Origin of the sequence: Ancylobacter terrae, from assembly GCF_045108345.1 — a bacterium.
Lineage (GTDB): Bacteria > Pseudomonadota > Alphaproteobacteria > Rhizobiales > Xanthobacteraceae > Ancylobacter.
Genome location: NZ_JBJGXH010000001.1, coordinates 933,253 through 958,609 on the forward strand (window position 1 = coordinate 933,253; position 25,357 = coordinate 958,609).

24 protein-coding genes are annotated in these 25,357 nt (G+C 68.7%); 14 read left to right on the forward strand and 10 right to left on the reverse strand.

The features are described 5' to 3' along the window. Positions 1-8 precede the first annotated feature (8 nt). Positions 9-1,199 carry an OpgC domain-containing protein gene (locus ACEUEL_RS04475; RefSeq protein ID WP_405702575.1) on the reverse strand — a complete coding sequence of 397 codons (1,191 nt, stop codon included), beginning with the start codon at positions 1,197-1,199 and terminating at the stop codon, positions 9-11. Between the two features lie 11 nt (positions 1,200-1,210). Further along, a complete protein-coding gene (locus ACEUEL_RS04480) occupies positions 1,211-1,768 on the reverse strand; it encodes an HdeD family acid-resistance protein (RefSeq protein WP_405706564.1) in 558 nt (185 codons plus the stop codon). A gap of 227 nt (positions 1,769-1,995) precedes the next feature. Here ACEUEL_RS04480 and ACEUEL_RS04485 point away from each other — a divergent pair, with 227 nt between their 5' ends. Then, on the forward strand, positions 1,996-2,598 hold the full coding sequence (locus ACEUEL_RS04485) for an MOSC domain-containing protein (RefSeq protein WP_405702576.1): 603 nt from the start codon (positions 1,996-1,998) through the stop codon (positions 2,596-2,598). A gap of 13 nt (positions 2,599-2,611) precedes the next feature. On the opposite strand, the gene ACEUEL_RS04490 is transcribed toward ACEUEL_RS04485, so the two are convergent. The 3 genes from ACEUEL_RS04490 to ACEUEL_RS04500 all read right to left on the reverse strand — a co-directional run bounded on the left by ACEUEL_RS04490 (position 2,612) and on the right by ACEUEL_RS04500 (position 5,279). Then, positions 2,612-3,751 carry a L,D-transpeptidase family protein gene (locus tag ACEUEL_RS04490; RefSeq protein ID WP_405702579.1) on the reverse strand — a complete coding sequence of 380 codons (1,140 nt, stop codon included), beginning with the start codon at positions 3,749-3,751 and terminating at the stop codon, positions 2,612-2,614. A gap of 153 nt (positions 3,752-3,904) precedes the next feature. Beyond that, positions 3,905-4,435, reverse strand: a complete 531-nt coding sequence (gene tsaA, locus ACEUEL_RS04495) for a tRNA (N6-threonylcarbamoyladenosine(37)-N6)-methyltransferase TrmO (protein ID WP_405702582.1) — start codon at positions 4,433-4,435, stop codon at positions 3,905-3,907. A gap of 79 nt (positions 4,436-4,514) precedes the next feature. Next, positions 4,515-5,279, reverse strand: coding sequence for an SDR family NAD(P)-dependent oxidoreductase (locus ACEUEL_RS04500; protein ID WP_405702585.1), 765 nt, complete (start codon positions 5,277-5,279; stop codon positions 4,515-4,517). Between the two features lie 137 nt (positions 5,280-5,416). Here ACEUEL_RS04500 and ACEUEL_RS04505 point away from each other — a divergent pair, with 137 nt between their 5' ends. From ACEUEL_RS04505 to ACEUEL_RS04525, 5 genes are all read left to right on the forward strand, one after another. Further along, positions 5,417-6,427, forward strand: coding sequence for a metalloregulator ArsR/SmtB family transcription factor (locus ACEUEL_RS04505; RefSeq protein WP_405702587.1), 1,011 nt, complete (start codon positions 5,417-5,419; stop codon positions 6,425-6,427). Next, positions 6,427-7,347: a methylenetetrahydrofolate reductase [NAD(P)H] gene (gene metF, locus ACEUEL_RS04510; RefSeq protein ID WP_405702588.1), complete on the forward strand. Its 921-nt coding sequence runs from the start codon at positions 6,427-6,429 to the stop codon at positions 7,345-7,347. The genes ACEUEL_RS04505 and metF overlap by 1 nt, the downstream gene beginning before the upstream one ends. Positions 7,348-7,397: 50 nt before the next feature. Next, entirely contained in the window at positions 7,398-7,628 is a 231-nt protein-coding gene (locus ACEUEL_RS04515; protein WP_405702589.1) for a hypothetical protein, read from the forward strand. A gap of 109 nt (positions 7,629-7,737) precedes the next feature. Continuing rightward, positions 7,738-11,469 carry a methionine synthase gene (metH, locus tag ACEUEL_RS04520; protein ID WP_405702591.1) on the forward strand — a complete coding sequence of 1,244 codons (3,732 nt, stop codon included), beginning with the start codon at positions 7,738-7,740 and terminating at the stop codon, positions 11,467-11,469. A 4-nt stretch (positions 11,470-11,473) separates the two neighbouring features. Then, a complete protein-coding gene (locus ACEUEL_RS04525; RefSeq protein WP_405702592.1) occupies positions 11,474-12,304 on the forward strand; it encodes an LssY C-terminal domain-containing protein in 831 nt (276 codons plus the stop codon). Between the two features lie 7 nt (positions 12,305-12,311). Here ACEUEL_RS04525 and ACEUEL_RS04530 read toward each other — a convergent pair whose 3' ends face one another. After that, positions 12,312-13,580, reverse strand: a complete 1,269-nt coding sequence (locus ACEUEL_RS04530) for an amidase (protein WP_405702594.1) — start codon at positions 13,578-13,580, stop codon at positions 12,312-12,314. A 171-nt stretch (positions 13,581-13,751) separates the two neighbouring features. On the opposite strand from ACEUEL_RS04530, the gene pdxY reads away from it, so the two are divergent. The 4 genes from pdxY to ACEUEL_RS04550 all read left to right on the forward strand — a co-directional run bounded on the left by pdxY (position 13,752) and on the right by ACEUEL_RS04550 (position 18,489). Beyond that, positions 13,752-14,600, forward strand: a complete 849-nt coding sequence (gene pdxY, locus ACEUEL_RS04535) for a pyridoxal kinase PdxY (protein WP_405702596.1) — start codon at positions 13,752-13,754, stop codon at positions 14,598-14,600. Between the two features lie 5 nt (positions 14,601-14,605). Next, on the forward strand, positions 14,606-15,502 hold the full coding sequence (locus tag ACEUEL_RS04540) for a PhzF family phenazine biosynthesis protein (protein ID WP_405702597.1): 897 nt from the start codon (positions 14,606-14,608) through the stop codon (positions 15,500-15,502). Then, positions 15,499-16,218 carry an NUDIX hydrolase gene (locus tag ACEUEL_RS04545; protein WP_405702600.1) on the forward strand — a complete coding sequence of 240 codons (720 nt, stop codon included), beginning with the start codon at positions 15,499-15,501 and terminating at the stop codon, positions 16,216-16,218. Before ACEUEL_RS04540 ends, ACEUEL_RS04545 begins: the two co-directional genes overlap by 4 nt. A gap of 162 nt (positions 16,219-16,380) precedes the next feature. Beyond that, on the forward strand, positions 16,381-18,489 hold the full coding sequence (locus ACEUEL_RS04550; RefSeq protein WP_405702602.1) for a putative bifunctional diguanylate cyclase/phosphodiesterase: 2,109 nt from the start codon (positions 16,381-16,383) through the stop codon (positions 18,487-18,489). On the opposite strand, the gene ACEUEL_RS04555 is transcribed toward ACEUEL_RS04550, so the two are convergent. The 3 genes from ACEUEL_RS04555 to ACEUEL_RS04565 form a co-directional block, all read right to left on the reverse strand. Beyond that, positions 18,467-19,261 (reverse strand): MBL fold metallo-hydrolase, encoded by a 795-nt coding sequence (locus ACEUEL_RS04555; protein ID WP_405702603.1) that lies wholly within the window; start codon positions 19,259-19,261, stop codon positions 18,467-18,469. The two genes, ACEUEL_RS04550 and ACEUEL_RS04555, sit on opposite strands and share 23 nt — an antisense overlap. Before the next feature lie 95 nt (positions 19,262-19,356). Then, on the reverse strand, positions 19,357-19,755 hold the full coding sequence (locus ACEUEL_RS04560; RefSeq protein WP_405702605.1) for a PACE efflux transporter: 399 nt from the start codon (positions 19,753-19,755) through the stop codon (positions 19,357-19,359). 89 nt (positions 19,756-19,844) lie between these two features. Further along, positions 19,845-20,480, reverse strand: coding sequence for an MBL fold metallo-hydrolase (locus ACEUEL_RS04565; RefSeq protein WP_405702606.1), 636 nt, complete (start codon positions 20,478-20,480; stop codon positions 19,845-19,847). 149 nt (positions 20,481-20,629) lie between these two features. On the opposite strand from ACEUEL_RS04565, the gene lepA reads away from it, so the two are divergent. Both lepA and ACEUEL_RS04575 read left to right on the forward strand, forming a co-directional pair. After that, positions 20,630-22,435 carry a translation elongation factor 4 gene (gene lepA, locus ACEUEL_RS04570; RefSeq protein WP_405702607.1) on the forward strand — a complete coding sequence of 602 codons (1,806 nt, stop codon included), beginning with the start codon at positions 20,630-20,632 and terminating at the stop codon, positions 22,433-22,435. 100 nt (positions 22,436-22,535) lie between these two features. Further along, entirely contained in the window at positions 22,536-22,730 is a 195-nt protein-coding gene (locus ACEUEL_RS04575; RefSeq protein WP_405702610.1) for a YegP family protein, read from the forward strand. A 74-nt stretch (positions 22,731-22,804) separates the two neighbouring features. On the opposite strand, the gene ACEUEL_RS04580 is transcribed toward ACEUEL_RS04575, so the two are convergent. Beyond that, on the reverse strand, positions 22,805-23,188 hold the full coding sequence (locus ACEUEL_RS04580; RefSeq protein WP_405702612.1) for a PRC-barrel domain-containing protein: 384 nt from the start codon (positions 23,186-23,188) through the stop codon (positions 22,805-22,807). A gap of 200 nt (positions 23,189-23,388) precedes the next feature. Between ACEUEL_RS04580 and ACEUEL_RS04585 the strand changes: the two genes are divergently transcribed. Both ACEUEL_RS04585 and mepA read left to right on the forward strand, forming a co-directional pair. Next, a complete protein-coding gene (locus ACEUEL_RS04585) occupies positions 23,389-24,417 on the forward strand; it encodes a L,D-transpeptidase (RefSeq protein WP_405702614.1) in 1,029 nt (342 codons plus the stop codon). A 31-nt stretch (positions 24,418-24,448) separates the two neighbouring features. After that, positions 24,449-25,342, forward strand: coding sequence for a penicillin-insensitive murein endopeptidase (gene mepA / locus ACEUEL_RS04590; protein WP_405702615.1), 894 nt, complete (start codon positions 24,449-24,451; stop codon positions 25,340-25,342). Positions 25,343-25,357: the final 15 nt, after the last annotated feature.

Consider the following 25,357-nt stretch of genomic DNA (forward strand, 5'->3'; position numbering starts at 1 on the left):
CGTGTCTTTCATCCGCCCTTGCGCGCGGCGTTCTCGCGTTCGATGCGGCCGTACCATCCCAGCAGCGCCGACAACCCTATCATAAGCAGGATGCCGACAAAACTGAGCCATATCTGCATCATGATCGAACCGTTGACGTCGCTCAGCAGAAAGTGCGCGGCGAAGGATAGGAATACCCCGAAGCAGAACACTTCCAGCGAGTGCTGGCCGCACAGGATCATCGGCCGGGCGAGGCGCGAGCGCAGGCCGGACCAGTCTTCGGGCAGGATGCGCACGATGACCAGCGCGAGGGCGAGGAAGTGCAGCAGGCGCAGCGGGGCGAGATCGGTCTTGCTGATCGGGTAGATCAGATTGCCGATCGACTCGGGCACGATCCCGTCGAGCGCGGGCAGCCACCAGCTCATCACCACGACCAGCGACACCAGCAGATAGGCGACGGCGGCGATCAGCGCGAGCGGCGAGCGAACCAGCCCGCCCAGCCGCTCGTTGCCGCCGAGGCCGCACCAGCCGCCGAAGAAGAACAGGAACTGCCAGGCGAACGGGTTGAAGAACCAGGTGCGGTCCTCGGGGTAGGCGGGCAGGTTCCAGCCGAACCAGCCGGCGGCGAGATACAGCGCGAAGGAGCCGGCGAGCGTCGCGTCCGGCCAGCGCCGCAGCAGCCAGAGCACGGGCGGCAGCGCCGCCATCAGCACGATGTAGAGCGGCAGCACGTCCATATTGGCGGGGCGGAACTTCAGCAGCAGCGCCTCGATGAGCGCGACGTCCGGCTCGCTGAGGAACTGGAGCGCCCCCATCTCCTCCGCATAGAGCGGGTTGGCCGAGCGCCCGACCACATAGGAGATTTCGGCCAGATAGACCACGAACAGGAAGATGAACGCGACATAGAGCTGCCAGGCGCGCCGCCAGATGCGCGCCGAGGCGACGATGACGCCGCTGCGGTCCATCTGGCGGCCATAGACCATGGCGGCCGTGTAGCCCGAGATGAAGACGAAGATCTCGGTGGCGTCGCTGAAGCCGAAATTGCGGGTGGTGACCCAGTTCAGGACGTTGGTGGGAATATGGTTGAGGAAGATCAGCCAGAGCGCGAGACCACGGAACAGATCGAGCCGCAGGTCCCGGCCGCTGGCCGGCAGTTCCCGGGGCTCGCCGTCGGTGAGCCCGCTGCGCGCGAGGGCGTCGATGGGCGTGCGCGCGTCCATCGCCCCCGCACTCACTTCTTCAGGCGCAGGCCGAGCAGCAGCACGGCGACACCGTTGAAAATGAGGTCGATGCCCAGGAAGAGGCCGAGCACCCAGACCGAGTTCACCGGCCATCCCACCGAAATCTCGATGCCGAGCAGCAGAGTGATGGCACCGCCGAAGGCGAGCCAGCCCCAGCCCGCATGCGGCCGCGCCTGGAAGGCGGCGATCAGGCGGAAAATGCCCGCGACGATCAGCGACAGGCCGAGGACGAGCGTCAGCACGCCGGCGGCAAGGGCGGGGTTGTTGAAGGCGATCAGGCCCGACCACACGTAGAGCAGGCCGCACAGCAGCCAGAAGGCGAACGAGCCCCAGTTCTTCACCTGGAAGGCATGGAAGATCTGCGCGACGCCGGCCACGGCCATCATCAGGCCGACATAGAATACCGACGCCACCGTGCTGAGCACGAGATTGCCGAGCGCGATCGTGCCGGCGAAGATGAGAACGACGCCGAGAGCGACGAACCAGCCCCACTTGGCCTTGATCTCGCTGAGACGACCGGCGAGCATTCCCCCGGGCGTGGGGGTCATCGAATCCGTTGGAAGCGACATTGGTCAAATCCCGTTTGGCGGAACGGCCGATGGTCGTCGCTGCACAACGTAGCAGACGACAACTCGGTTCCGGCCGACTCGTCCCATGACAAGCCCTATCACGTTATCGTGGCTGCACGGCGGACCCCATACGCTAAGTTCCGGTCGCCATGCGGCGGGGACGGTACGACAGGAAATGAGACGGATGGACAAGGAGCGGCGCGACCATGGGTGACCTGTTCACGGCGCTCGACGAGGCGATTCCGGCGCAGCGGCTCGACGCCCGGGCGGCTCGGCTGCTTCTGGCGGACGGATCGGGCTTTGGCACCCGCGACGTCGACAGGCTTCGGCTCGAACTGGACGGCATTCCGGGCGACCGGCATTTCGGGTCCGCGCGGGGAGCGGATTCGCGGGTGCCGTGGTATCCGCGCGGCACGCCAATCCGCAATTCGCGGCAGGTCTCGCTGGTGGCCGCCGACGAACTGGCCGAAATCGCGGCACGGCTCGGCATCGCCGAGGTTCGCCCCGAGTGGATCGGCGCCAATATGGTGATCGAGGGTATCGGGAGGCTGACACGCCTGCCGCCCGGCTCGCGCCTGCATTTCGGCCAAGGCGCGACCCTGGCGGTGGAAGGGGAAAACGCGCCCTGCCGCCACGCCGGCGGCGCGGTGGCCGCTCATTTTCCCGGGCGGGAGGGGCTGGAACTCGATTTCGTCCGGGCCGCGACGGGACTGCGGGGGCTTGTGGCCTGGGTCGAGCGCGCCGGCGACGTGGCCGTCGGCGCGGACATCTCCGTCAAGGTCCCCGTCCAGCGCTTCTGGCGCAGCTAGAGGGGACGCCGGATCAGCGCGGGACGGGCGTGAAGCCCGGCCCCGGATCGGGCTGCATCGCCGCCTGCGGGTTCGCGGCGGGGGCGCTCGACGCGGTCTTGGCGCTGCCGCCCGGCAGCACCACCACCTTGGTGCCGACCTTTACGCGCTCGAACAGGTTCTCGACATCCTCGTTCAGCATGCGGATGCAGCCGGAGGACATGAACTGGCCGATCGTCGAGGGCTGGTTGGTGCCATGGATGCGATAGATGGTGCCGCCCAGATACATGGCGCGCGCGCCCATCGGGTTGCCGGGCCCGCCGGCCATGAAGCGCGGCAGGTAGGGCTGGCGCTCGATCATCTCCGCCGGCGGACGCCAATCGGGCCATTCCGCCTTGCGCGAGATCTTCTCGGTGCCGGCCCAGGTGAAGCCTTCGCGACCGACGCCGATGCCGTAGCGCTCAGCCTTGCCGCCGGGCAGAACGTAATAGAGGTAGGTGTTCGGCGTATCGATGATGATCGTGCCCGGCGCTTCCTTGGTCGGATAGTCGACGATCTGCCGCTTCAGGTTCGGCGGCAGTTCCTTGGTCGGGCCCGTCTCGGGCTGGTCTTCCGGCGGCAGCATGGCGACCGTCGAGCCGTTGGCGCCCATCGCCTGCGAGGATCCGACCGCGCCCGGAGGAACGGTGCCGGTCGCCGCCGGGTCAGGCTGCGCCGAATAAGGCTGCTGCGCGGGATAGGCGGCCTGCTGCTGCGGCTGAGGCTGGGCATTGCCATAGGGCGACGCCATGCCCGCCGGGGGCTGCCCGGAATAGGCTCCCGGGGGATAGCCGGGGTGCACCGGCGAGGGCGGCGGGACGGCATAGCCGGTCTGCGGCTGAGGCTGCCCGTATTGGGGCTGGCCGTACTGAGGCGCCTGCGCTGCCGGCACCGCGCCGTGAGCGGGCTGCTGCGCGTAAGGGTCGCGCACGCCCGGCGGCGGCGCGGCGGCGCCCGGCTGCCCGGAGGCGCCATAGGGATCGTAGGCCGCAGGAACCTCGCCCGAATCCGGCTGGCCGTAGGCGGAGGGCTGGTTGGTCGCGCCCTGGGGGTAATATTGCGCTGCAGCCGTGCCAGCCGACGCGAGAAGACCCAGCATGATCGAGGAGGCGAGGGTAAGGCGACCAGCCATCATTGTTCCTGCATTGCTTTTCTTGACGAACATGACGGCAGGAGATGACGCAGGAAGAAGGCGGGTTCAAGACCAGATCGGGCCTTGAATCGTCACGCTTACGTCAGAGATGCGATGGTTTCCGATGCGATGCAGCAGCGCCACAGTATCGCTACGTCAGGACCGCTCCCGGCGCCAGCCGACGACGGCCTCCGGAATCGAATCGGTCGAGGCGAAATACGGCTTGATGTCGAGGAGCGGCGTGCCGTCCAGGCAGTCGAGCCCCACGACCGAAAGCCGGTTTCCCTCGATGCCGAGCAGGCGCACGGCGCTGAGCGCGATGGGGTTCGGCCGTGCCGGGCTGCGCAGCGCGAAGGTGCCGCGCCCCTTCGCCGCGCCGCGCGGCACCTGGACGAGGAGGTTTCGCGGCGCGCGGTCCATCCAGTACAGCAGCCAGAGGTGCGTCGTTCCGGCGAGATCGGCGAGCGCTGGCGCGAAGGCCGGATCGAGCTCGACCGTGCAGACCGCATCCGATTCGCGTCCGTTCTTCGGGCAGTCGCGGCGCTCGCGCCACGGCGTCCGCAGGCGGCCGATGAAGTGGAGCCCGGCGTCCGTTGCCGCGGGCAGCGGCGTCGTGATCTCGCCGGGCCGGACGCCGAAGTCGCCTTCGGCACCGGACGGAACGTGGCTCTGCAGGGTGTCGCTCATCGTGGGTCGCTCGTTCGGGAGGGCTGGTTCGCCCTTGACCCATGCTGGCCCCTCGCATTGCGTCTGTCGATGCGGTGGATCAGCCGGCGAGAAAGCCCCCGTCAACGCACAGATTATGGCCGATGACAAACGCCGCGTCGGCGCCGGCGATCCAGACGATGGCTTCGGCGACCTCAGCCGCCTCGCCGAGGCGGCGCGAGGGCAGGGCGGCGGCGACGGCATCGAGGGGCACGCCATTGCCGGCCATCATCGGGGTGTGGATGCGGCCCGGCGAGACGGCGTTGATGCGGATGCCGCTCGGCGCAAATTCGGCTGCGGCGGCACGCGTAAGGTGGAGCAGCGCGGCTTTCGAGGCTCCGTAAAGTGCAAAGCCGGGATAGGGATTGCGAACGCCGCTGACGGAGGCGACGTTGACGATGCTCCCGCCGCCGCCCGCCAGCATGGCCGCTATCTGCGCCCGCATGCCGGCCAGCACCGCGCGGACATTGGTGTCGAACACCTGCGCATAGATGGCGTCGTCCTGCTCCAGAAGGCTGGCGCTGCGTTCCTGGAAGCCGGCGTTGTTGACCGCGACGTCAAGCCGCCCGAACCTGTCTAGCGTCCGGGCGATCGCGCCTTCCACGGCGCCTGACACGGTGACGTCGCAGGCCAGGAAGAGAGCGTCGGCGCCGACCCGACGACAGGCGGCCTCGATGCTGGCGCCGCGTCCGCGGTCGCGGCCGGTGACGATGACGCGATCGCCGCGCCGGGCGAAAGCCAGCGCGGTTGCCGCGCCGATTCCCGATGTCGCGCCGGTGACGAAGATGACGCGCGGGGAGTGGCCGGCGGCAGGCGGGGGTGGCATCAGGGTGCTCCGTTGTCGGCGGTGCCTGCAAGATAGAGCAGGTGTCCGGCGGCGCCACCCGTTTCCGGGAGGAACCCGCTTGTGCTCACCGGCTACTTCGATATAAAGATATCTTTATATCTTTCTGGACGGCGCGTTTGACCCCTCACCCTCATCTCGATTTCGGTGCCCTGCTCGATGGCCTGAAGGCTGCGGGGGAGGATACGCGCCTGCGTCTGCTCGCGCTGCTGGAAGAGGGCGAGCTCACCGTCTCCGAACTGACCGACATTCTGGGGCAGTCGCAGCCGCGCATCTCACGCCATCTGAAGCTTCTCGCCGAGGCCGGCCTGATCGAGCGCTTCCGCGAGGCGAGCTGGGCGTTTTACCGCCGCGCGGGGGAAACCCCGGGTGCCGCGCTGACCGGCGCGCTCATCGCGCTGCTCGATCCCGCTGATCCGATCCTGCTGCGCGACCGGGAACGGCTCGACGCGGTGCGTGCCGCCCGTGCGGAAAGCGCGCAGGCCTATTTCCGGGCGCATGCGCATGAATGGGACGCCATCCGCCGCCTGCATGTGCCGGATGCGGCGGTCGAGGAGATGATCCGGGCCGCGTTGGCCGGCGAGGCGGTGGGAAGCCTGCTCGATCTCGGCACCGGCACCGGGCGCATCCTCGAATTGTTCGCACCGGATATCCAGCGCGGTGTCGGTATCGACCTGTCGCCCGACATGCTGAGCGTTGCCCGTGCCAATCTCGAGCGCGCCGGGGCGCGCAACTGCACGGTCCGCCAGGGTGACATCTACAATCTCGCCCTGCCGCGCGATGCCTTCGACGTCGTCGTCATGCATCAGGTACTCCATTTTCTGGAGGACGCCCCGCGCGCGATCCGCGAGGCCGCCCGCGTGCTCAAGCCCGGCGGGCGGCTGCTGGTGGTGGATTTCGCACCGCATGATCTCGAATTCCTGCGCGAGGCGCATGCCCATCGCCGTCTGGGTTTCCCGATCGAGATGATGCAGGGCTGGCTGGCGCAGGCGGGCCTGACGCCGCTGTCACATCGCTCGCTGGCGCCGGAGCCCGGCTCCGACGGCAAGCTTACTGTCTCGTTATGGCTGGCGCGCGACGGGCGCGCCGCCGTTCCCCGTCGCATGCCCGACCAGCAGGAGATTGCCTGATGTCCGCGGAAATCGAGCGCCGCAGCCGCCGTCCGGGCGGACGGCCGATCTCGGTCTCGTTTGAATTCTTTCCGCCGAAGACGCCGGAAATGGAGGCCACACTGTGGAACTCCGTCACCCGGCTGGCGCCGCTGGCACCGAAATTCGTCTCGGTGACCTATGGCGCGGGCGGCTCCACCCGCGAGCGGACGCACGCCACGGTCGAGCGGATCGTGAAGGAGACCCGTCTCGCGCCGGCGGCTCACCTCACCTGCGTCGCCGCGGCGAAAGCGGAGGTCGACGAGGTGGTGCGCGGCTACTGGGATGCCGGCGTGCGCCACATCGTGGCCCTGCGCGGCGATCCGCCGGCCGGTGTGGGGCAGGCCTATGAACCGCACCCGCAAGGCTACGCCTCGTCCGCTGACCTCGTCGCCGGCGTGCGGCGCATCGCCAATTTCGAGGTTTCGGTGTCCGCCTATCCCGAGAAACATCCCGAGAGCCCATCCTTCGAGGTCGATCTCGACATTCTGGAAGCCAAGGTCGATGCCGGGGCGAGCCGGGCGATCACCCAGTGCTTCTTCGATAACGACCTCTATTTCCGCTATCTCGACAAGGTGCGGGCGCGTGGCATCGATGTGCCCGTGGTGCCAGGGATCCTTCCCGTCTCGAACTTCAGGCAGGCGCGGAGTTTTGCCGAGAAGACCGGCACCTTCATGCCGGCCTGGCTCGCCGGGCGCTTCGAGGGGCTCGACAACGACCCCGAGACCCGCAAGCTGATCGCCGCGGCGGTGGCGGCGGAGCAGGTGTTCGATCTCGTCGATCGCGGTGTCACCGAGTTCCACTTCTACACGCTGAACCGGGCCGACCTCGTCTACGCCATCTGCCATCTGCTCGGCATCCGGCCGCCGCAGGCGAACGCCGAGGGACAAGCGGCGGCGTAGGTAAAAGCGCCCGCTTGCCCATATAATAGGGGCCTCCTGGAGATGTGCGCATGAGCGAGCCTGACAACTTCATCCTGAAGCTGCTGCGGGAAATACGCGCGGAAATGAACCAACGCTTCGACGCCAACGACAAGCGCTTCGATGCTGTCGACGCCAAGCTCGAAAGCCTGAAGCAGGCGATGCACGGTGAATCCGTGCTCGGCCGCTATGCCACGGCCGAGTTCGAGGATCGCATCGAGGCGATCGAGAAGCGTCTCGATCGCCTGGAAAAGCGCTCCTGACCCCGAACCTCCAGATCGTCATGGTCGGGCTCGATCCGGCCATCCATGCTTTCCGGTGCCGGGCCATGCTGCCCGGATCACGTCCGGGCCTGACCAGTGCGAGTTCCCGATGACCACGCCGCCGTCTGACACCCTCGAAGCCCTCCGCGCTGCCGCCGCGCAGCGCATCCTCGTGCTCGACGGTGCCATGGGGACGATGATCCAGCAGCTGAAGCTGGATGAGGCCGGTTATCGCGGCGAGCGGTTCAAGTCATGGAACCGCGACCTCAAGGGCAATAACGACCTGCTCAATCTCACCGCCCCGGCGGCGGTGCGGGACATCCACCTCGCTTATTTCCTCGCCGGTGCCGACATCGTCGAGACCAACACCTTTTCCGGCACCACCATCGCCATGGCCGATTACGGCATGGAGAGCCTGGTCTACGAACTGAATTTCGAGGGCGCGAAGCTGGCCCGCGAGGCCGCGCAGCTGGCGCAGGCGAAGGACGGGCGCCGCCGCTTCGTCGCCGGTGCGATCGGCCCGACCAACCGCACCGCCTCGATCTCGCCGGATGTCAACGACCCCGGTTTCCGCGCCACCTCGTTCGATGAACTCGCCACCGCCTATGGCGAGCAGGCCGGCGCGCTTCTGGACGGCGGGGCGGACCTGCTGCTGATCGAAACCATCTTCGACACGCTGAACGCCAAGGCGGCAGTGTTCGCCATCGAGAAGCTGTTCGCCGAGCGCTCGATACGCGTGCCGGTGATGATTTCGGGCACCATCACCGACCTTTCCGGCCGGACCCTGTCGGGCCAGACGCCGGGCGCGTTCTGGAATTCGCTGAACCATGCGCAGCCCTTCTCCATCGGGCTCAACTGCGCGCTCGGTGCCAAGGAGATGCGCGCCCATATCGACGAGCTCTCGCGCATCGCCGACACGCTCGTCTGCGCCTATCCCAATGCCGGCCTGCCCAACGAGTTCGGCCTCTATGACGAGAGCCCGGAGGCGATGGCGAAGCTGGTCGGCGAGTTTGCCGCCTCGGGCCTCGTCAACATCGTCGGCGGCTGCTGCGGTACGACGCCCGATCACATCCGCGCGCTGGCGCAGGCGGTCGCCCCGCATCGCCCCCGCGAAATCCCCGAGATCGAGCCGCGGCTGCGGCTGTCGGGGCTGGAGGCGTTCGAGCTGACGCCGCAGATCCCGTTCGTCAATGTCGGCGAGCGCACCAACGTCACCGGCTCGGCCCGCTTCCGCAAGCTGATCACCAATGGCGACTACACCGCCGCGCTCGCGGTGGCGCGCGACCAGGTGGAGAATGGCGCGCAGGTCATCGACATCAACATGGACGAAGGCCTGCTCGATTCCGAGAAGGCCATGGTGACCTTCCTCAACCTGCTCGCCGCCGAGCCGGACATCGCCCGCGTGCCGGTGATGGTGGATTCATCCAAGTGGTCGGTCATCGAGGCCGGCCTGAAGTGCATCCAGGGCAAGGGCATCGTCAATTCCATCTCGATGAAGGAGGGCGTGGAGGCGTTCAAGCACCATGCCCGCCTGGTGCGCGCCTATGGCGCGGCGGTCGTCGTCATGGCCTTCGACGAGCAGGGCCAGGCCGATACCTATGAGCGCAAGGTCGAGATCTGCGCGCGCGCCTACCGCATCCTCGTCGACGAGGTCGGCTTCCCGCCCGAGGACATCATCTTCGACCCGAACATCTTCGCGGTCGCCACCGGCATCGAGGAGCATGCCGGCTACGGTGTCGCCTTCATCGAGGCGACGCGGGCGATCCGCCAGCAACTGCCGCACGCCCACATCTCCGGCGGCGTGTCGAACCTGTCCTTCTCGTTCCGCGGCAACGAGCCGGTGCGCGAGGCAATGCACGCCGTGTTCCTCTACCACGCCATCGGCGCGGGCATGGACATGGGCATCGTCAATGCCGGCCAGCTCGCCGTCTATGACGAGATCGAGCCGGAGCTGCGCGAGGCCTGCGAGGACGTCGTCCTCAACCGCCGCGAGGATTCGACCGAGCGCCTGCTCGCCATCGCCGAGCGCTTCAAGGGCGGCGGACGCGAGAAGAAGGAGGCCGACCTCGCCTGGCGCTCCTGGCCGGTGGCGAAGCGGCTGGAGCACGCGCTGATCAACGGCATCACCGAGTTCGTCGAGGCCGACACCGAGGAGGCGCGCCAGTCCGTCGAGCGGCCGCTCCACGTCATCGAAGGACCGCTGATGGCGGGCATGAACGTGGTGGGCGACCTGTTCGGTGCCGGCAAGATGTTCCTGCCGCAGGTGGTGAAGTCGGCCCGCGTGATGAAGCAGGCCGTGGCCTATCTCATGCCCTTCATGGAGCAGGAGAAGCGCGAGCTCGGGCTCACCGATGCCCCCGCCGCCGGCAAGATCCTGATGGCGACGGTGAAGGGCGACGTGCACGACATCGGCAAGAACATCGTCGGCGTCGTGCTCCAGTGCAACAATTACGAGGTGATCGACCTCGGCGTGATGGTGCCGACGGCGAAGATCCTCGATGTCGCGCGCACCGAGAAGGTGGACATCATCGGCCTGTCGGGCCTCATCACGCCCTCGCTGGACGAGATGGTGCATGTCGCTGCCGAGATGGAGCGCGAGGGTTTCGAATTGCCGCTCCTCATCGGCGGGGCGACGACCTCGCGCGTCCACACGGCGGTGAAGATCGCGCCGCAATATGTACGCGGGCCGGCGGTCTACGTCACCGATGCGAGCCGCGCCGTGGGCGTGGTGTCGAGCCTGCTCAACGACAATGTGCGGCCCGACTACGTCGCCAATATCCGCGCCGAATACGAGAAGCTGGCGGAGGCGCATGCGCGCAGCGACCGCAACAAGGTGCGCGTCAGCCTCGCGGATGCGCGGGCGCAGGCGCTGAAGGCCGATTTCGCCGGCTATGTGCCGCCGAAGCCGAGCTTCCTCGGCACGCGGGTGTTCGAGGATTACGACCTCGCCGAGCTGGTGCCCTATATCGACTGGTCGCCCTTCTTCCATTCCTGGGAGCTGATCGGGACCTATCCGGCCATCCTCGATGATCCCAAGGTGGGCATCGCGGCGCGCGCGCTTTACGACGACGCCCGCCGGATGCTCGAGCGGATCGTCGCCGATAAGTGGCTCACCGCGCGGGCGGTGGTCGGCTTCTGGCCGGCGAATGCGGTCGGCGACGACATCGCGCTCTATACCGGCGAGGACCGGGGCGAGCGGCTCGCCACGCTCCACACGCTGCGCCAGCAGATCGCCAAGAGCGCCGGCCGGCCCGATCTCGCTTTGTCCGATTTCGTGGCGCCGCAAGGCGTGGCGGCGGACTATGTCGGCGGCTTCTGCGTCGCGACCGGCTTCGGCGAGCATGATCGCTCCGAGGCGTTCAAGGCGGCGCACGACGACTATTCCGCGATTCTTCTCAAGGCGTTGGCGGACCGTCTTGCGGAAGCGCTTGCGGAGCGCATGCACGAGCGGGTGCGCAAGGAATTCTGGGCCTACGCCCCGGACGAGGCGCTCGACAATGCCGATCTGATCCGCGAGAGCTATCGCGGCATCCGCCCGGCGCCGGGCTATCCGGCGCAGCCCGACCACACGGAAAAGGCGACTCTTTTCAACCTGCTGGACGCCACGGCGAAGATCGGAGCCGAGCTGACCGAGAGCTATGCGATGTGGCCGGGCGCGGCGGTATCGGGGCTCTATTTCGCCCACCCGGAAGCGGCCTATTTCGGCGTCGGCCGCATCGAGCGCGACCAGGTCGAGGACTATGCGCGGCGCAAGGGGTGGAGCGTCGAGGAGGCCGAGCGCTGGCTGGCGCCGGTGCTGAATTACGATCCTTCGCGTCTCAAGTCGGTAGCGGCGGAGTAGGCCCATGGCGGTCGGCGGCGCGGACGGCGGAAGCGGGCGGCACCGCCGCCGTCGTCGCCTGCTGGCGTGGATCGCCGGCGGGCTTCTGATCTGGGCGGCGGCGGCCTACATCCTGCTGCCGATCGCCTGGACCCATCACGAGCGCCAGCCCGGCCTCGCCGACAAGCCGATGGTGACCCGTACCAAGCAGGGCATTCCGGGCGACGCCATCAATGTCGGCCTCGTCGGCTCGAAGGAGGACATCATCCGGGCGATGGCGGCGGCGGGCTGGCGCCCGGCAGATCCGGTGACCCTGCGCTCCAGCATCGACATCATCGGCTCGGTCGTGCTCGACCGGCCCGATCCGCAGGCGCCGGTGAGCCCGCTCTATTATGACGGCCGGGTCGAGGATCTCGCCTTCGAGAAGGAACTCGGCCGCAGCGCCGACCGGCGCGACCATGTGCGCTTCTGGAAGGTGCTGAACGACGGCATCGAGGGCCGCCCGGTCTGGCTCGGCGCGGCGACCTTCGATCGCGGCGTCGGGCTCAGCCACTATACCGGCCAGGTGACGCACCATATCGGCCCCGACATCGACGCGGTGCGCGACCTGCTGGTCGGCGATCTCGAAAAGGCGGCGATGGTGACGGCGGTCTACCAGGTGACCGGCGTCGGGCCGACCGTCGACGGTCGCAACGGCGGCGGCGACCGCTACTACACCGATGGCGAGGTGTGGATCGCCCGGCTGACCGTCGACGGCGCGCGCGACCCGAACCCGCCCGAGCGCATCCCGGCGCCGCCGCTGGTCGCCGCCAAGGATGCCGTCTGGCGCGGCGTCGCCGATCTCGTCGCCCCCTGACCGGGGATCAGCGCTCCGCGATCGCCCGTTCGACGAAGCGGGCGGCGGTGAGGGCGCCCTTGTCGCGGCCGAACCGTCCCACCACCTGCACGCCGATCGGCAGGCCGGTCTCGCCCGAGAGGCCGGGCACGTTCACGCACGGGGCGCCGAGCAGCGTCCACAGCCGGTTGAAGACGGGGGAGCCGGTCGTGGCGTGGCCCTCGGGCGCCGCGCCGGGGGCCGAGAAGGTCAGCACCGCGTCGAAGCCCTGAAGCAGGTCGGCCAGCGCATTGCGGGCGCGGCGGGCGGTGCGCCGTGCGCCGTCATACTGGTCGGGGGAGATGGTGCCGGCCTGAGCGAGATAGTCCGCGAGCATCGGGGAGAGACCCGGGCGGTGCCGGTCCCACTCATCGGCCATGGCGAGCGCGGCCTCGAAGGACTGTATCGTCATCTGCGCGGCGTCGCCGGCCTCCACCTCGGGCGGCAGGTCCAGCCGCTCGACCCGCGCGCCGCGCCGTTCGGCGGCACGCGCGGCGGTGTCCAGCGCGTGATGCGCGGCCGCGGTGGCATCGCCGGCGCGGGCCGTCGCCACCACGGCGATGCGGGGGGCGGCGGCGGTTTCGTCGAGGGCGAGGTCGCGGCCGGTGATGGCGCTGGCCGCGAAGGCGATGTCCGCGACGCCCGTGGCGAACAGCCCGACCGTGTCCAGCGACCAGGCGAAGGTCTTCATCCCGACGGTGGGCAGCAGCTTGTAGGACGGCTTGAAGCTGGCGACGCCGCAGAAGGAGGCCGGGCGGATCACCGAGCCGGCGGTCTGCGTGCCGAAGGCGAGGGGAAGCATTCCGGCCGCCACCGCCGCCGCCGATCCGGCCGACGAGCCTCCCGGCGTGTGCGAGGGCCGGCGCGGGTTGCGGGTCGCCGTCGGCTGCAGGAAGGCGAATTCGGTGGTCGTGGTCTTGCCGGCCACGAGCCCGCCGGCGCGGGTCGCCATGCGCACGATGGCCGCATCGGCGGCAGGGCGCCATCCGGCATGGATCGGCGAGCCGTAGGCGGTGGCGAACGCCGCCGTGTCGATGATGTCCTTCACGCCGATCGGCAGGCCGGCGAGCGGGGTGGCCGCAAGGGCGGGATCGCGGGCGGCGGCGCGCAGCCCCTCGGCGTCGAAGGTGGCGAAGGCGCCGATCTCGCCTTCGCGCGCGGCGATGACGTCGAGGCAGCGTTCGGCGACGTCGAGCGGCGAAAGCCGTCCGTTGCGGACGGCGGTGGCGAGTGCCAGGGCGGAAAGGGGCTCGGTCATCGCTCCGCTCTCGCATGCGCGCCGCCCGCTGGCAAGGCGCGCCGCACCGACGGCGGCCGGACCCGCACGTCCATCGCCGGCGGGAATGAATCGCCGCACCGGAATTCGTTTGAATGCTTGCGTTCGGCGCGCTAAGCGCGGACCTTCGCCGTGCAGCCGGAACCGCGTGCCATGAACATCCTGTCGATCCAGTCCTGGGTGGCTTACGGCCATGTGGGCAACGCCTCGGCCATGTTCCCGATCCAGCGCCTCGGTCACGAGGTGTGGGCGATCCATACCGTGCAGTTCTCCAACCACACCGGCTACGGCGCCTGGCGCGGCGAGGTGTTCGACGGGCGGCTGATCCGCGAACTGGTCGGGGGCATGGAGGATCGCAACGTCCTGCCGAACTGCGACGGCGTGCTCTCGGGCTACATGGGCTCCGCCGATATCGGCGAGGCGATCCTCGATACGGCGGCGCGGGTGAAGGCGGCCAACGGAGCCGCGCATTATTGCTGCGATCCGGTGATCGGCGATGTCGGGCGCGGCATCTTCGTGCGGCCCGGCGTGCCCGAGTTCATGCGCGACCGCGCCGTGCCGGCGGCCGACATCATCACCCCGAACCAGTTCGAGCTCGACTACCTCGCCGGCCGGGAGACGCCGACCCTCGCCGCCGCGGCGCAGGCCTGCGACGCGGTGCATGCGCGGGGACCGAAGGTGATCATGGTCACCAGCCTCCAGACCGAGGAGACGCCGGCCGACGCGATCGACCTTCTCGCCTCCGGGCCGGAGGGCCGGTTCCGCGTGCGTACGCCGCGGCTCGATCTGTCCGTGAACGGCGCCGGGGACGCCATCGCGGCGCTGTTCTTCGTCCATTGGAAGACGACGGGCAGCGTCGCCGAAGCCCTCTCGCGCGCGGCGTCCTCGGCTTATGGCCTGTTGGCCCGCACGGCGGCGGCCGGTTCCCGCGAGATCCTGACGGTCGCCGCGCAGGACGAATTCGTCACGCCTTCGCACATGTTCATCCCGGAGAAGATTTGAGCGCCATGTCCCGCCGTTTCGTGACCCTCGACGTCTTCACCGACCGTCCGCTCGCCGGCAACCAGCTCGCCGTGGTGCTGGATGCCGACGACCTCGACACCAACCAGATGCAGGCCATCACCCGCGAGTTCAACGTCTCCGAGACGGTGTTCGTGCTGCCGGCCGACGAGGCATCGAACCGGGCGAAGCTCCGGATCTTCACGATCAACCACGAACTGCCCTTCGCCGGGCACCCGACGGTGGGAACGGCGGTGGCGCTCGCCATCCGCGACGGCGTGCAGACCAGCACCGACCTCGTGCTGGAAGAAGGGGTCGGCGACGTCCACTGCCATATCGCCGTGCGCGGTGCCCGTCAGGGCAGCGCGACCTTCGACGTGCCGCGGCTGCCGGAGATCATCGAGGAAGAGCCCTTCGACGCCGATGCCTGCGCGCAGGCGCTGGGGCTCGACCGGTCCGACATCGGTTTCGACGACTACCGCCCGGTGGTGGCCTCGGCCGGCGTGCCGTTCGTCTGCATTCCCCTCGGCTCGCGCGCGGCGCTGGCGCGGATCAGCCCGAGCGCGGGGCGCCTGATCGGCGCCTTCGGCGGCGAGGCGGATTCCGTCTATGTGTTCTGCCGCGACGAGGATGGCGACGGGGATTTCCGCGCCCGCATGTTCGCCGCGAACATGGGCATCAACGAGGATCCCGCGACCGGCTCCGCCGCGGCCTCGCTCGCCGCCGTGCTGATGCGGGGCGAGCGGCCCTCCGACGGCTTCCACGCCTATGACATCCTGCAGGGCGTGGAGATGGGACGCCCGAGCCTGGTGCGGCTCGGCCTCCATGTCGCCGGCGGCACGCTCGGCAAGGTCACCATCGGCGGCGGCGCGGTGATCGTGTCGGAAGGCACGCTGTACCTGTGAGCGAGGCGAGCGCGCCGCCCGTCATCCTGCCGTTCGCCCGGCTCGATCTCGTCCGCGATCCCGCGCCATGGGCTTTCGCCGAGGCGCGGCGCCCCGCGATCGATGCGCATTTCGACGGCATGCGGGCGGCCAATCCGGCGCTGTGGAACGGGCGCGTGCTGCTGCTCGCCCGCCATGCCGTTTCGGACGGCGCCTTGAGCGGCGCGTATTGCGAGACCGACTTCGCCTCCTTCATGTGGTGGCGCGACACCGGATTTCCCGATCCCGCCATCCGCAACGCCTTCGCCATGGGGGCACTGAGCGGGAGCGACGGGGGCTTCGTTCTCGGCCGCATGGCGGCGTGGACGGCGAATCCCGGCCGGATCTACTTCGCGGCCGGCACGCCCGAGCCCGGCGACGTGCTGCCGGACGGGACGGTCGACCTCGGCGGCAGCGTCATGCGCGAACTCGCCGAGGAGACCGGGCTGGGGCCGGACGACGTCGAGGCCGCCGACGCGTGGCACGGCGTCTTCGATGGGCCGCGGATCGCGCTGATGCGCCGGCTGGTTGCGCCCGAGCCGGCCGAACGCGTTGCCGCGCGCATCCGCGAACACATCGCCCGCGAAGATCGGCCCGAACTCGCTGATGTCGTCATCGCGCGCGGGCCGGCCGACATCAGCGATGCGATGCCGCGCTTCATCCGGGCCTATCTGGCTTCGGTATGGCAAACATCGTGAGATAGCACCCGTCCCGGTTCCCGATGCGGAGCGGTCAGGCGTGAGACGAAAGAAGTTCTGGACAGGACTCCGAGCATTTGTTTGTCCTGTCATCGATAGTCGGAACACCCACCTGCGCAGCCAGAGACGGCTTTGAGCCTCAGCGGATCGCGTCGCCCGAGCATGGAACAGCGTCCACTCCCGCCGGCCCGCCGCCCCCTGCCGCGCTTCAGGGCCGACGGACTTGACCAGCTTCGACGCCCGATCTGGGTGCTGGACACCGCCCGCAAGCGGAAGGTGTTCGCCAATGCGGCGGCGCTCGAGCTGTGGTCGGCGGAATCCGAGGCGGAGCTGTTCGCCCGCGACTTCAATCCGCATTCGCCGGCGATCCGCAAGCGGTTGCAGGACACGATCGACCGCATTTCCGCGGGCGAGGTGTTCGACGAGCGCTGGACCTTCTATCCGAAGGGGCGGCCCTTCACGGTCGATTCGCTCGTCAGCGGCGTCATCCTGCACGACGGCACGATCGGCATGCTGGTGGAGGCGGCGCCGCTCCAGATCATGCCCGAGGAGTTGCGGGCGGTCGAAGCCCTGCGCCATACGCTGGTGAAGGTGTCGCTCTACGACCGCGACGGGCGTATCCTGTTTCGCAATCCAGCCGCGGCGCGGTGCTACCCCGCGCCCGACCATGCTTTCGTGAACAGCTTCTCCGATCCGGCGCTGGGGCGGCAGCTCTGGTCGGACGCGCTGGCGAAGCTGAGCGAGGGCGGCAACGCCTTCATGGGCCAAGCGGTCTCCGGCATCTTCCGCATGCGCACCGACGCGGGCGAGCGCTGGCACGGCATCGATGCGCGCAGCACGTCCGACCCCGTCACCGGGCAGGCGTGCCTTCTCGTCAACGAACGCGACGTGACCGAGCAGACCGAGGCGCGCGAGCGCATCGAGTACCTCGCCCTGCACGATACGGTGACGGGGCTGGCCAACCGCGCCAGCTTCGCCGAACGCCTCGCCGGCGCCATGACGCGGCCCGACGCCGGAAGCGGCGCGCTGCTGCTGATTGATCTCGACGATTTCAAGGAGATCAACGACACCTTCGGTCATGGCGCGGGCGATGCGGTGCTGCGCGAGATCGGCGCGCGGCTGCGCTCGATCGCGCGTCCGCAGGATGTCGGCGCGCGGCTGGGCGGCGACGAATTCGCGCTCATCCTGCCGGGGGTGTCCGAGCCGGAGGCTGTCGCCCGCCGTGCCGAGGAGCTCAATCTGCGGCTGGCGCACCCGATCGAGGACGAGGCCTTCGGCGACACCCGGCGCATCGGCATCCGTGCCAGCGTGGGAACGGCCGTCTGGCCACATGACGGGGCGAGCCCGGACAGCCTGCTGCGCAATGCCGACCTCGCCCTCTACGCCGCCAAGGCCGAGGGCGGGCACGGCTGCCGCCACTTCAACCGCACGATGCGGCAGGCGGCGGATGCGCAGCGCGAACTCGTCGAGGACCTGCGGCGCGCCATCGCGCGTGACGAGATCGAGGTGCATTTCCAGCCGCTGGTGACGCTGAGCGAGGTGCGGGTCGCCGGCTTCGAGGCGCTGGTGCGCTGGCGTCACCCGGTGCAGGGGCTGTTGGCGCCCGACCGCTTCCTGCCCGTCGCCGAGGCTTTCGGAATCGCCGGGGCGATCGGGCGCATCGTCATCGAGACGGCGGCCCGGCAGATGCGCCACTGGATCGAGGCGGGGCTCGATCCGGGCCGCATGGCGATCAATCTCGGCGCCAACCAGCTCCAGCACCCCGATCTCGCCGCGCAGATCACCCGGATGGTGGCCGAAACCGGCGTCGCGCCGGAACGCTTCGAATATGAGGTGCCGGAAACGGTGACGCTCGGGCGCGGCGGCGACGAGGTCATCGGTGTGCTGAGCGCGCTGCGCGAGCGCGGTTTCGGCATCGCCCTCGACGATTTCGGTACGGGGCATGCCTCGCTCACCCATCTGCGGCGGCTGCCGATCGACAAGATCAAGATCGATCGTTCCTTCATCGTCGAGATGAACCGCAGTCCTGCCGACCTTGCCATCGTGCGGGCGGTCATCAATCTCGGCCATGATCTCGGAATGACCGTGCTGGCGGAGGGTGTGGAAACGCAGGCCCAGGCGGACCTGCTGCTGGGGCTCGGCTGCGACCAGGCGCAAGGCTACCTGTTCGGCCGCCCCATGGCCGCCGCTGCCGCCGGCGCGTGGCTGCGCTCACGTCCCGCGCTCGCCGCCGAGCGCGGCATCCTCGTCAATTTCCCGGCAGGACGATGAGCGTCGGGCGCACCGGGAGCGTGCCGCGCGAGACGACGAGGCTCGGCGTATCGGACCGCTCCACCGCGTAATGCGTGCCGAGCCGGGCCAGGAAGCGCTCCAGAGTGCCGCGGTTGAAATAGTGCATCGGGATGACGAGCGGCGCCTCGAGCTGCTTCAGCACCTCCAGCATGCCGTCGACATCGAGCGTGTAGCTGCCGTCGACCGGCGCCAGCACCACGTCGATGCGGCCGAGCACGGCGATGTCGTCGTCGGTGAGCGTGTGGTGGAGATGGCCGAGATGGGCGATGCACAGCCCCGCCGCGCGGAAGATGAAGATGGAATTGCCGTTCAGCTGCGTGCCGTTGCCGTAGGAGCGGATGTTGGTCGGCAGGTTGCCGACCCAGAGGTCGCCGACATCGAGATCGTAGCGGGCGGGCTTGCCGTCCTCGCCCCAGCCCTTCAGCACATGCTCGATGCCGGGGTCCGGCGCGACCGAGAAATGCGTCGAGTGGGCGCGGTTCATGGTGGCGATGCGCGGGACGACGTCGGCGCGGACATAGTCGTTGTAGTCGGTGGCGGCGGTGACGCCCTGCGGCGTCTCGATCAGGAAGGTGGAATGGCCGATGAAGGTCAGCTTCACCTCCCCCTCGCCCAGCGCCGCGAGACGGAACGCGGCCGGCATCACGCGCGGGGCGATCTCCGCCACCAGCTTCGGACACCGCTCGCCCGCGGCATGCGCCGGCAGGCTCGCGAGAAAACTGACGGCAAGGGCGCAGAGGACGCGGACCATGCAGACGCTCCGGTGACGTTGGGTGCGTTGCGATGATTGCCGATGCGGCAGGGGGGCGCCATTCACATGCGGGCGAGAACGGCGGGAAACGCGGTTCAGCGCGCCGAGGCCGGCAGGCCGAACAGCTTGTCGAAGGCGAGGTTGAACAGGAACGTGTAGACGAGGAAGAAGAAGATCAGCGCGAAATCGTAGAGGAACGCCTCGACCAGCGTCACGTCCAGCCACCAGGCGAACAGCGGCACGATCAGCAGGGTCAGCCCGAACTCGAAGCCGAGGGCGTGGCCGATCCGCCGCGCGAGGCTGCGCCCGCGCACGGCCTGACGGGATTCCCAGTGCTCGAAGGCGCTGTTGAAGAGGAAGTTCCAGGCCACCGCGATGGTGGAGACGATCAATACGACCGGCCCGGTGTGCGCGACCTCCTGGCCGGAGAGGAGCGTGAGCCCGTAGGTCGCGATGATGATCGCGATCGCCTCGTAGGCCGCAACATAGAACACGCGCCGCAGGATCGGGTGCGTGGCGGGGCGGGCAGGGGAAGGACAGGACATCGGATGCAGGCCGGTGATAGGCGCGGGCGACGACGCGCTCAGCGCAGGAAGGGATTGGCGGCGCGCTCGGCGCCGATGGTCGAGGCGCTGCCATGGCCCGGCAGGATCGTCACCTCGTCGCCGAGCGGGAGCAGCTTGCCCTTGATGCCGGCGATCAGCAGGTCGGAATCGCCATAGGGGAAGTCCGTGCGGCCGACCGAGCGCTGGAACAGGGTGTCGCCGACGATGGCGAAGGCGTTGTCGCGGTTCACGAACACGACATGGCCGGGCGTGTGGCCGGGCACGTGCAGCACGTCGAAGACGATGCCGCCGATATCGACGCTGTCGCCCTCCACCAGCCAGCGGTCCGGCGTGAACGCCGTGCCGGGGATGCCGGTGCGCTGGCCGGCCGCGGGGAGGTCGTCGAGCAGGAACCTGTCGGCCTCGTGCGGTCCCTCGATCGGCACGTTCAGCGTCTTCGCGAGTTCCGCGGCGCCGGCGGCGTGATCGACATGGCCGTGGGTGAGGACGATCTTCTCCGCCGTCACCTCGAGTTCCTCCAGCGCCGCGAGGATGCGCGGCAGGTCGCCGCCCGGATCGATCACCGCGCCGCGCTTGGTCGTCTCGTCCCACACGATCGAGCAGTTCTGCTGGAAGGGTGTCACGGGGACGACGGCGATCTTCAGTTCCGGCATGGACGCCTCGATTGTCGCGGGAAGACGCGCGGCGGCCGCGCGGGGAGGCGGACTTTCTACGATCAGGGTCGTTCCCGCAAGGCGGCAATGGTTGCGCCGCAACGCCCCGCGCTTGTGGCGGTCCCGTGCCGATGCTATCTGCGCCGGCCATGAGCACCTCGCCGATCGACAACATCCGCAACTTCTCCATCGTCGCGCATATCGACCATGGGAAGTCGACCCTCGCCGACCGCCTGATCCAGATCACCGGCGGGTTGTCGGAGCGCGAGATGTCCGACCAGGTGCTCGACAACATGGATATCGAGCGCGAGCGCGGCATCACCATCAAGGCGCAGACGGTGCGCCTCTCCTACAAGGCGAATGACGGCAAGGACTACGTCCTCAATCTCATCGACACGCCCGGCCATGTCGACTTCGCCTATGAGGTAAACCGCTCGCTCGCCGCCGTGGAGGGCTCGCTGCTGGTGGTCGACGCCTCGCAGGGCGTCGAGGCGCAGACGCTGGCGAACGTCTACCAGGCGATCGACAACAACCACGAGATCGTGCCGGTCCTCAACAAGGTCGACCTGCCGGCCGCCGAGCCGGACAAGGTGAAGCAGCAGATCGAGGACGTGATCGGTCTCGACGCCTCCGACGCCGTTCTCATCTCCGCCAAGACCGGGCTCGGCATTCCCGACGTGCTGGAAGCCATCGTCACCCGCCTGCCGCCGCCGAAGGGCGACCGCGAGGCCCCGCTGAAGGCGCTGCTGGTCGATAGTTGGTACGACGTCTATCTCGGCGTCGTGGTGCTGGTGCGCGTGGTCGACGGCGTCCTGAAGAAGAGCCAGCGCATCAAGCTGATGGGCACGGGCGCGGTCTATGACGTCGACCGCGTCGGCGTGTTCACGCCGAAGATGGTGGCGATGGCCGAGCTCGGTCCCGGCGAGATCGGCTTCCTCACCGGCTCGATCAAGGAAGTGGCGGACACCCGCGTCGGCGACACCATCACCGAGGAGAAGCGCCCCGCGAGTGCGGCGCTGCCGGGCTTCAAACCGGCGCAGCCGGTGGTGTTCTGCGGCCTGTTCCCGGTCGATGCCGCCGATTTCGAGGATCTGCGCGCGGCGATGGGCAAGCTGCGGCTCAACGATGCCAGCTTCTCCTTCGAGATGGAGACCTCCGCCGCGCTCGGCTTCGGCTTCCGCTGCGGCTTCCTCGGCCTGCTGCATCTGGAGATCATCCAGGAGCGGCTGGAGCGCGAGTTCAACCTCGACCTGATCGCCACCGCGCCGTCGGTGATCTACGAGATCGAGCTGAACAATGGCGAGGTGCTGGAGCTGCACAACCCGGCCGACATGCCGGACGTGGTGCGCATCAAGGAAATCCGCGAGCCGTGGATCCGGGCGACCATTCTCACCCCGGACGAGTATCTCGGTGCGGTGCTGAAGCTCTGCCAGGACCGGCGCGGCAACCAGATCGAGCTCACCTATGTCGGCGCGCGCGCCATGGTCACCTACGACCTGCCGCTCAACGAGGTGGTGTTCGATTTCTACGACCGGCTCAAGTCGATCTCGAAGGGCTATGCCTCGTTCGACTACCAGATCACCGATTACCGCGTCGGCGACCTGGTGAAGATGTCGATCCTCGTCAATGCCGAGCCGGTCGACGCGCTGTCCATGCTGGTGCACCGCACCCGCGCCGAATATCGCGGCCGCGCCATGTGCGAGAAGCTGAAGGACCTCATCCCGCAGCACTTGTTCCAGATCCCGATCCAGGCGGCGATCGGCGCCAAGATCATCGCCCGCGAGACCATCCGCGCGCTGCGCAAGGACGTCACCGCCAAGTGCTATGGCGGCGACATCACCCGCAAGCGCAAGCTTCTGGAGAAGCAGAAGGAAGGCAAGAAGAAGATGCGCCAGTTCGGCAAGGTGGAGATTCCGCAGGAAGCCTTCATCGCCGCACTGAAGGTCGACGACTGACGCCGCCTTCCGAATCGACGGTATTTGTGCTCCCATCCCGGCCGCCGGCGGGCTGTTCGCGGCCTGCGACAAGGCGTTAATGGCCCGTGGGAGGCAAACGATGGCGTACAAGTTCGAAGTCTACAAGGACAAGGCCGGCGAGTTTCGTTTCCGTTTCAGGGCCTCGAACGGCGAGGCGATGTTTTCGTCCGAGGGCTACAAGGCCAAGGCCTCGGCGATGAGCGCGATCGAATCGATCAAGAAGAACGCGCCGGGCGCCACGACCGACGATCAGACGGTCGAAGCCAAGGCCTGACACCAGCGTCACCGGGCGACATGAAAAAGGCCGGGCGCGAGGCCCGGCCTTGACGGCTCCTGCTGTGCCGCGCGTCAAATCACGTAAGGCGGCACGTGGTAGTAGTCGTTGACCTTGCGGTCCCAGTCGCGATCGGTCCAGGCGGCCTCGTCGGCGCTCTGGTGATGGGGGGCGCCGCGCAGCTGCTCGTCGGTGACGTCGACGACATAGCCGTCGAGGGCCTCGTCGTATTTCAGCAGCGACCACGGCAGCGGATAGTAATCCTCGCCGAAGCCGAGGAAGCCGCCGAAGCCCATCACCGCATAGGCGGTCTGGCCGGTCAGCTTGTCGATCATCACCCGGGAAATCGTGCCGATGCGCTCGCCGTTCGGGCGATAGACGGCGGTGCCCTCGACCTTGTCGCTGCCGATCAGCGTCATGGTCTCGCGGGTTTCGAGGTTCTGCTGGGTGGTGTGCATCTGGACCTCCGGTTTGTCGTTACGGGTCATGCCCTGCCGTTGGAACGTGCGGCGGGCGCAACTTGTTCCCCGCTTCGGCCGGTGTGCGGGCACATCGCCACGCAAAAGGCCTTATATGGTCACACGTTACCCAACGGGCCGCGATTCGGCCCGACGCGGCGTCGTGGAACGGCTCGCCGCCATGGAGGAAGGGCCCCGCCATGCCGAACCGCTTCACGCCATCCCCGCTCGCCCGACGCGATGTGGTCCGCCTGCTCGGCGCGGCCGGCCTTGTCGCCGGGCTCGGCGGCCTCGCGCGCGCCGCCGGCGATCCGGATCTCGTCGACATCGCGTCGATGAAGCCGGGCGACTATGTCTGGTACCCCGAGCGCGCGCCGGACGGCTTCGTCGCGATCGTGGTCTCGCTGCCCGAGCAGCGCGCCTTCGTCTATCGCAACGGTATCCGCATCGGCGTTTCGACCGTGTCGACCGGCAAGGAGGGGCACGAGACGCCGGTGGGCATCTTCACCATCCTGCAGAAGGACAAGGTGCATCACTCCTCGATCTATGACGACGCCTCCATGCCCTATACGGAACGGCTGACCTGGTCGGGCGTCGCGCTGCATGCCGGGGTGCTGCCGGGCTATCCCTCCTCGCATGGCTGCGTGCACCTGCCGCTCGCCTTCTCGAAGCTGCTGTTCACTGTCACCCAGACGGGCACGCCGGTCATCATCGCCGATGCCCATTCCGCGCCGGTGGACGTGCTGCATCCGGGGCTGATCATCCCCGCCGACGTGGAGGCGGCGACCCGGGCGGCGGTGGCGAAGGAAACGGCGGCGGAAGGCGCGCCCGCCGCGGCACCCGAGGTCGCCGACGCGGGCGGCGATCCCGTCTCGATGGTGATCAGCCGCGCCGATGCCGCGCTGACGCTGCTGGAAGGCGGCGAGGTGTCGCTGCAGGCGCCCGTGACCATCCGCAATCCCGACGAGCCCTTCGGCAATGTCGTCTATGCGTTGAAGTCGGTCGCCGGCGGCCCGGTCTGGACGGCGATCTCGTTCGAGGGCGGTGGCGCCGCTCAGGGCAAGCCGGCCAGCCCGATCGAGCGCATCAGCGTCGAGCCCGACATCAATGCCCGCCTGTCCAAGGCGCTGGTGCCCGGCTCGGTGCTGTTCCTGACCGACCTGCCGGCCCATCCCGGCACGCGCTCGGCGCCCGATTTCGTCATCATGGCGCAGCAGCAGGCCTCGTGAGGCGCCGGCGATTTCGGGTTAGGATAGGCGCATGAGATCGGGATTTCGGATCGCGGCCGGCCTTGCTCTCCTCGCCGCCCTGACGGGCAGCGCCGGGGCGCAGGACAAACTGGCCACCACGCCGGCCAAGCAGCTGTTCGGCGCCGCCAAGGCGCCGGCGCCGCTCGCGGCCCGCTCGATCGGCTTCTATTCCAAGGGCTGTCTCGCCGGCGCGGTGGCGCTGCCCGTGAACGGGCCGACCTGGCAGGTGATGCGGCTGTCGCGCAACCGCAACTGGGCGCACCCCGAGCTGCTGGATTTCCTCGAGCGCTTCGCGGCACGGGTGCCGCAGGTGTCCAACTGGCCGGGCATCCTGGTCGGCGATATCGCCCAGCCGCGCGGCGGGCCGATGCTCACCGGCCATGCCTCGCACCAGCTCGGCCTCGACGCCGACATCTGGCTGACGCCGATGCCCACCCGCGAACTCACCCGGCAGGAGCGCGAGGAGATCTCCGCGACCATGATCGTGCGCCCCGACCGGCTCGACGTCGATGCCAAGGTGTGGACGCCCGCCCTGGTCAGCGTGATCAAGGCCGCCGCGCAGGACCCGGAAGTCGAGCGGGTGCTGGTCAATGCCGCCATCAAGAAGGCGCTGTGCCGCGATGCCGGCCGCGAGCGCGCCTGGCTGCAGAAGGTGCGGCCCTATTGGGGCCACGACTACCACATGCATATCCGCATCGGCTGCCCGGCCGGCAGCCCCGAATGCCGCGCGCAGGATGCGGTCGTCGCGGGCGAGGGCTGCGGCAAGGAGCTCGACTGGTGGTTCTCCGACGCGGTGCTGCATCCCAAGCCCGCGCCCCCGCCGAAGGAACCGGTAAAGCCGAAGCCGCCGATGACGCTGGCCGAGCTTCCGCCCGACTGCCGCACGGTGCTGCTGGCGAAGTGAGGAGGGGGCGGGCGA

Bases quoted from the DNA above. Each gene is read 5' to 3' on its own strand.
- ACEUEL_RS04475 (WP_405702575.1), bottom strand. From the start codon at position 1,199: ATGGACGCGCGCACGCCCATCGACGCCCTCGCGCGCAGCGGGCTCACC.
- ACEUEL_RS04480 (WP_405706564.1), bottom strand. From the start codon at position 1,768: ATGACCCCCACGCCCGGGGGAATGCTCGCCGGTCGTCTCAGCGAGATC.
- ACEUEL_RS04485 (WP_405702576.1), top strand. From the start codon at position 1,996: ATGGGTGACCTGTTCACGGCGCTCGACGAGGCGATTCCGGCGCAGCGG.
- ACEUEL_RS04490 (WP_405702579.1), bottom strand. From the start codon at position 3,751: ATGATGGCTGGTCGCCTTACCCTCGCCTCCTCGATCATGCTGGGTCTT.
- tsaA (WP_405702582.1), bottom strand. From the start codon at position 4,435: ATGAGCGACACCCTGCAGAGCCACGTTCCGTCCGGTGCCGAAGGCGAC.
- ACEUEL_RS04500 (WP_405702585.1), bottom strand. From the start codon at position 5,279: ATGCCACCCCCGCCTGCCGCCGGCCACTCCCCGCGCGTCATCTTCGTC.
- metF (WP_405702588.1), top strand. From the start codon at position 6,427: ATGTCCGCGGAAATCGAGCGCCGCAGCCGCCGTCCGGGCGGACGGCCG.
- ACEUEL_RS04515 (WP_405702589.1), top strand. From the start codon at position 7,398: ATGAGCGAGCCTGACAACTTCATCCTGAAGCTGCTGCGGGAAATACGC.
- metH (WP_405702591.1), top strand. From the start codon at position 7,738: ATGACCACGCCGCCGTCTGACACCCTCGAAGCCCTCCGCGCTGCCGCC.
- ACEUEL_RS04525 (WP_405702592.1), top strand. From the start codon at position 11,474: ATGGCGGTCGGCGGCGCGGACGGCGGAAGCGGGCGGCACCGCCGCCGT.
- ACEUEL_RS04530 (WP_405702594.1), bottom strand. From the start codon at position 13,580: ATGACCGAGCCCCTTTCCGCCCTGGCACTCGCCACCGCCGTCCGCAAC.
- pdxY (WP_405702596.1), top strand. From the start codon at position 13,752: ATGAACATCCTGTCGATCCAGTCCTGGGTGGCTTACGGCCATGTGGGC.
- ACEUEL_RS04540 (WP_405702597.1), top strand. From the start codon at position 14,606: ATGTCCCGCCGTTTCGTGACCCTCGACGTCTTCACCGACCGTCCGCTC.
- ACEUEL_RS04550 (WP_405702602.1), top strand. From the start codon at position 16,381: ATGGAACAGCGTCCACTCCCGCCGGCCCGCCGCCCCCTGCCGCGCTTC.
- ACEUEL_RS04555 (WP_405702603.1), bottom strand. From the start codon at position 19,261: ATGGTCCGCGTCCTCTGCGCCCTTGCCGTCAGTTTTCTCGCGAGCCTG.
- ACEUEL_RS04565 (WP_405702606.1), bottom strand. From the start codon at position 20,480: ATGCCGGAACTGAAGATCGCCGTCGTCCCCGTGACACCCTTCCAGCAG.
- lepA (WP_405702607.1), top strand. From the start codon at position 20,630: ATGAGCACCTCGCCGATCGACAACATCCGCAACTTCTCCATCGTCGCG.
- ACEUEL_RS04575 (WP_405702610.1), top strand. From the start codon at position 22,536: ATGGCGTACAAGTTCGAAGTCTACAAGGACAAGGCCGGCGAGTTTCGT.
- ACEUEL_RS04580 (WP_405702612.1), bottom strand. From the start codon at position 23,188: ATGCACACCACCCAGCAGAACCTCGAAACCCGCGAGACCATGACGCTG.
- ACEUEL_RS04585 (WP_405702614.1), top strand. From the start codon at position 23,389: ATGCCGAACCGCTTCACGCCATCCCCGCTCGCCCGACGCGATGTGGTC.
- mepA (WP_405702615.1), top strand. From the start codon at position 24,449: ATGAGATCGGGATTTCGGATCGCGGCCGGCCTTGCTCTCCTCGCCGCC.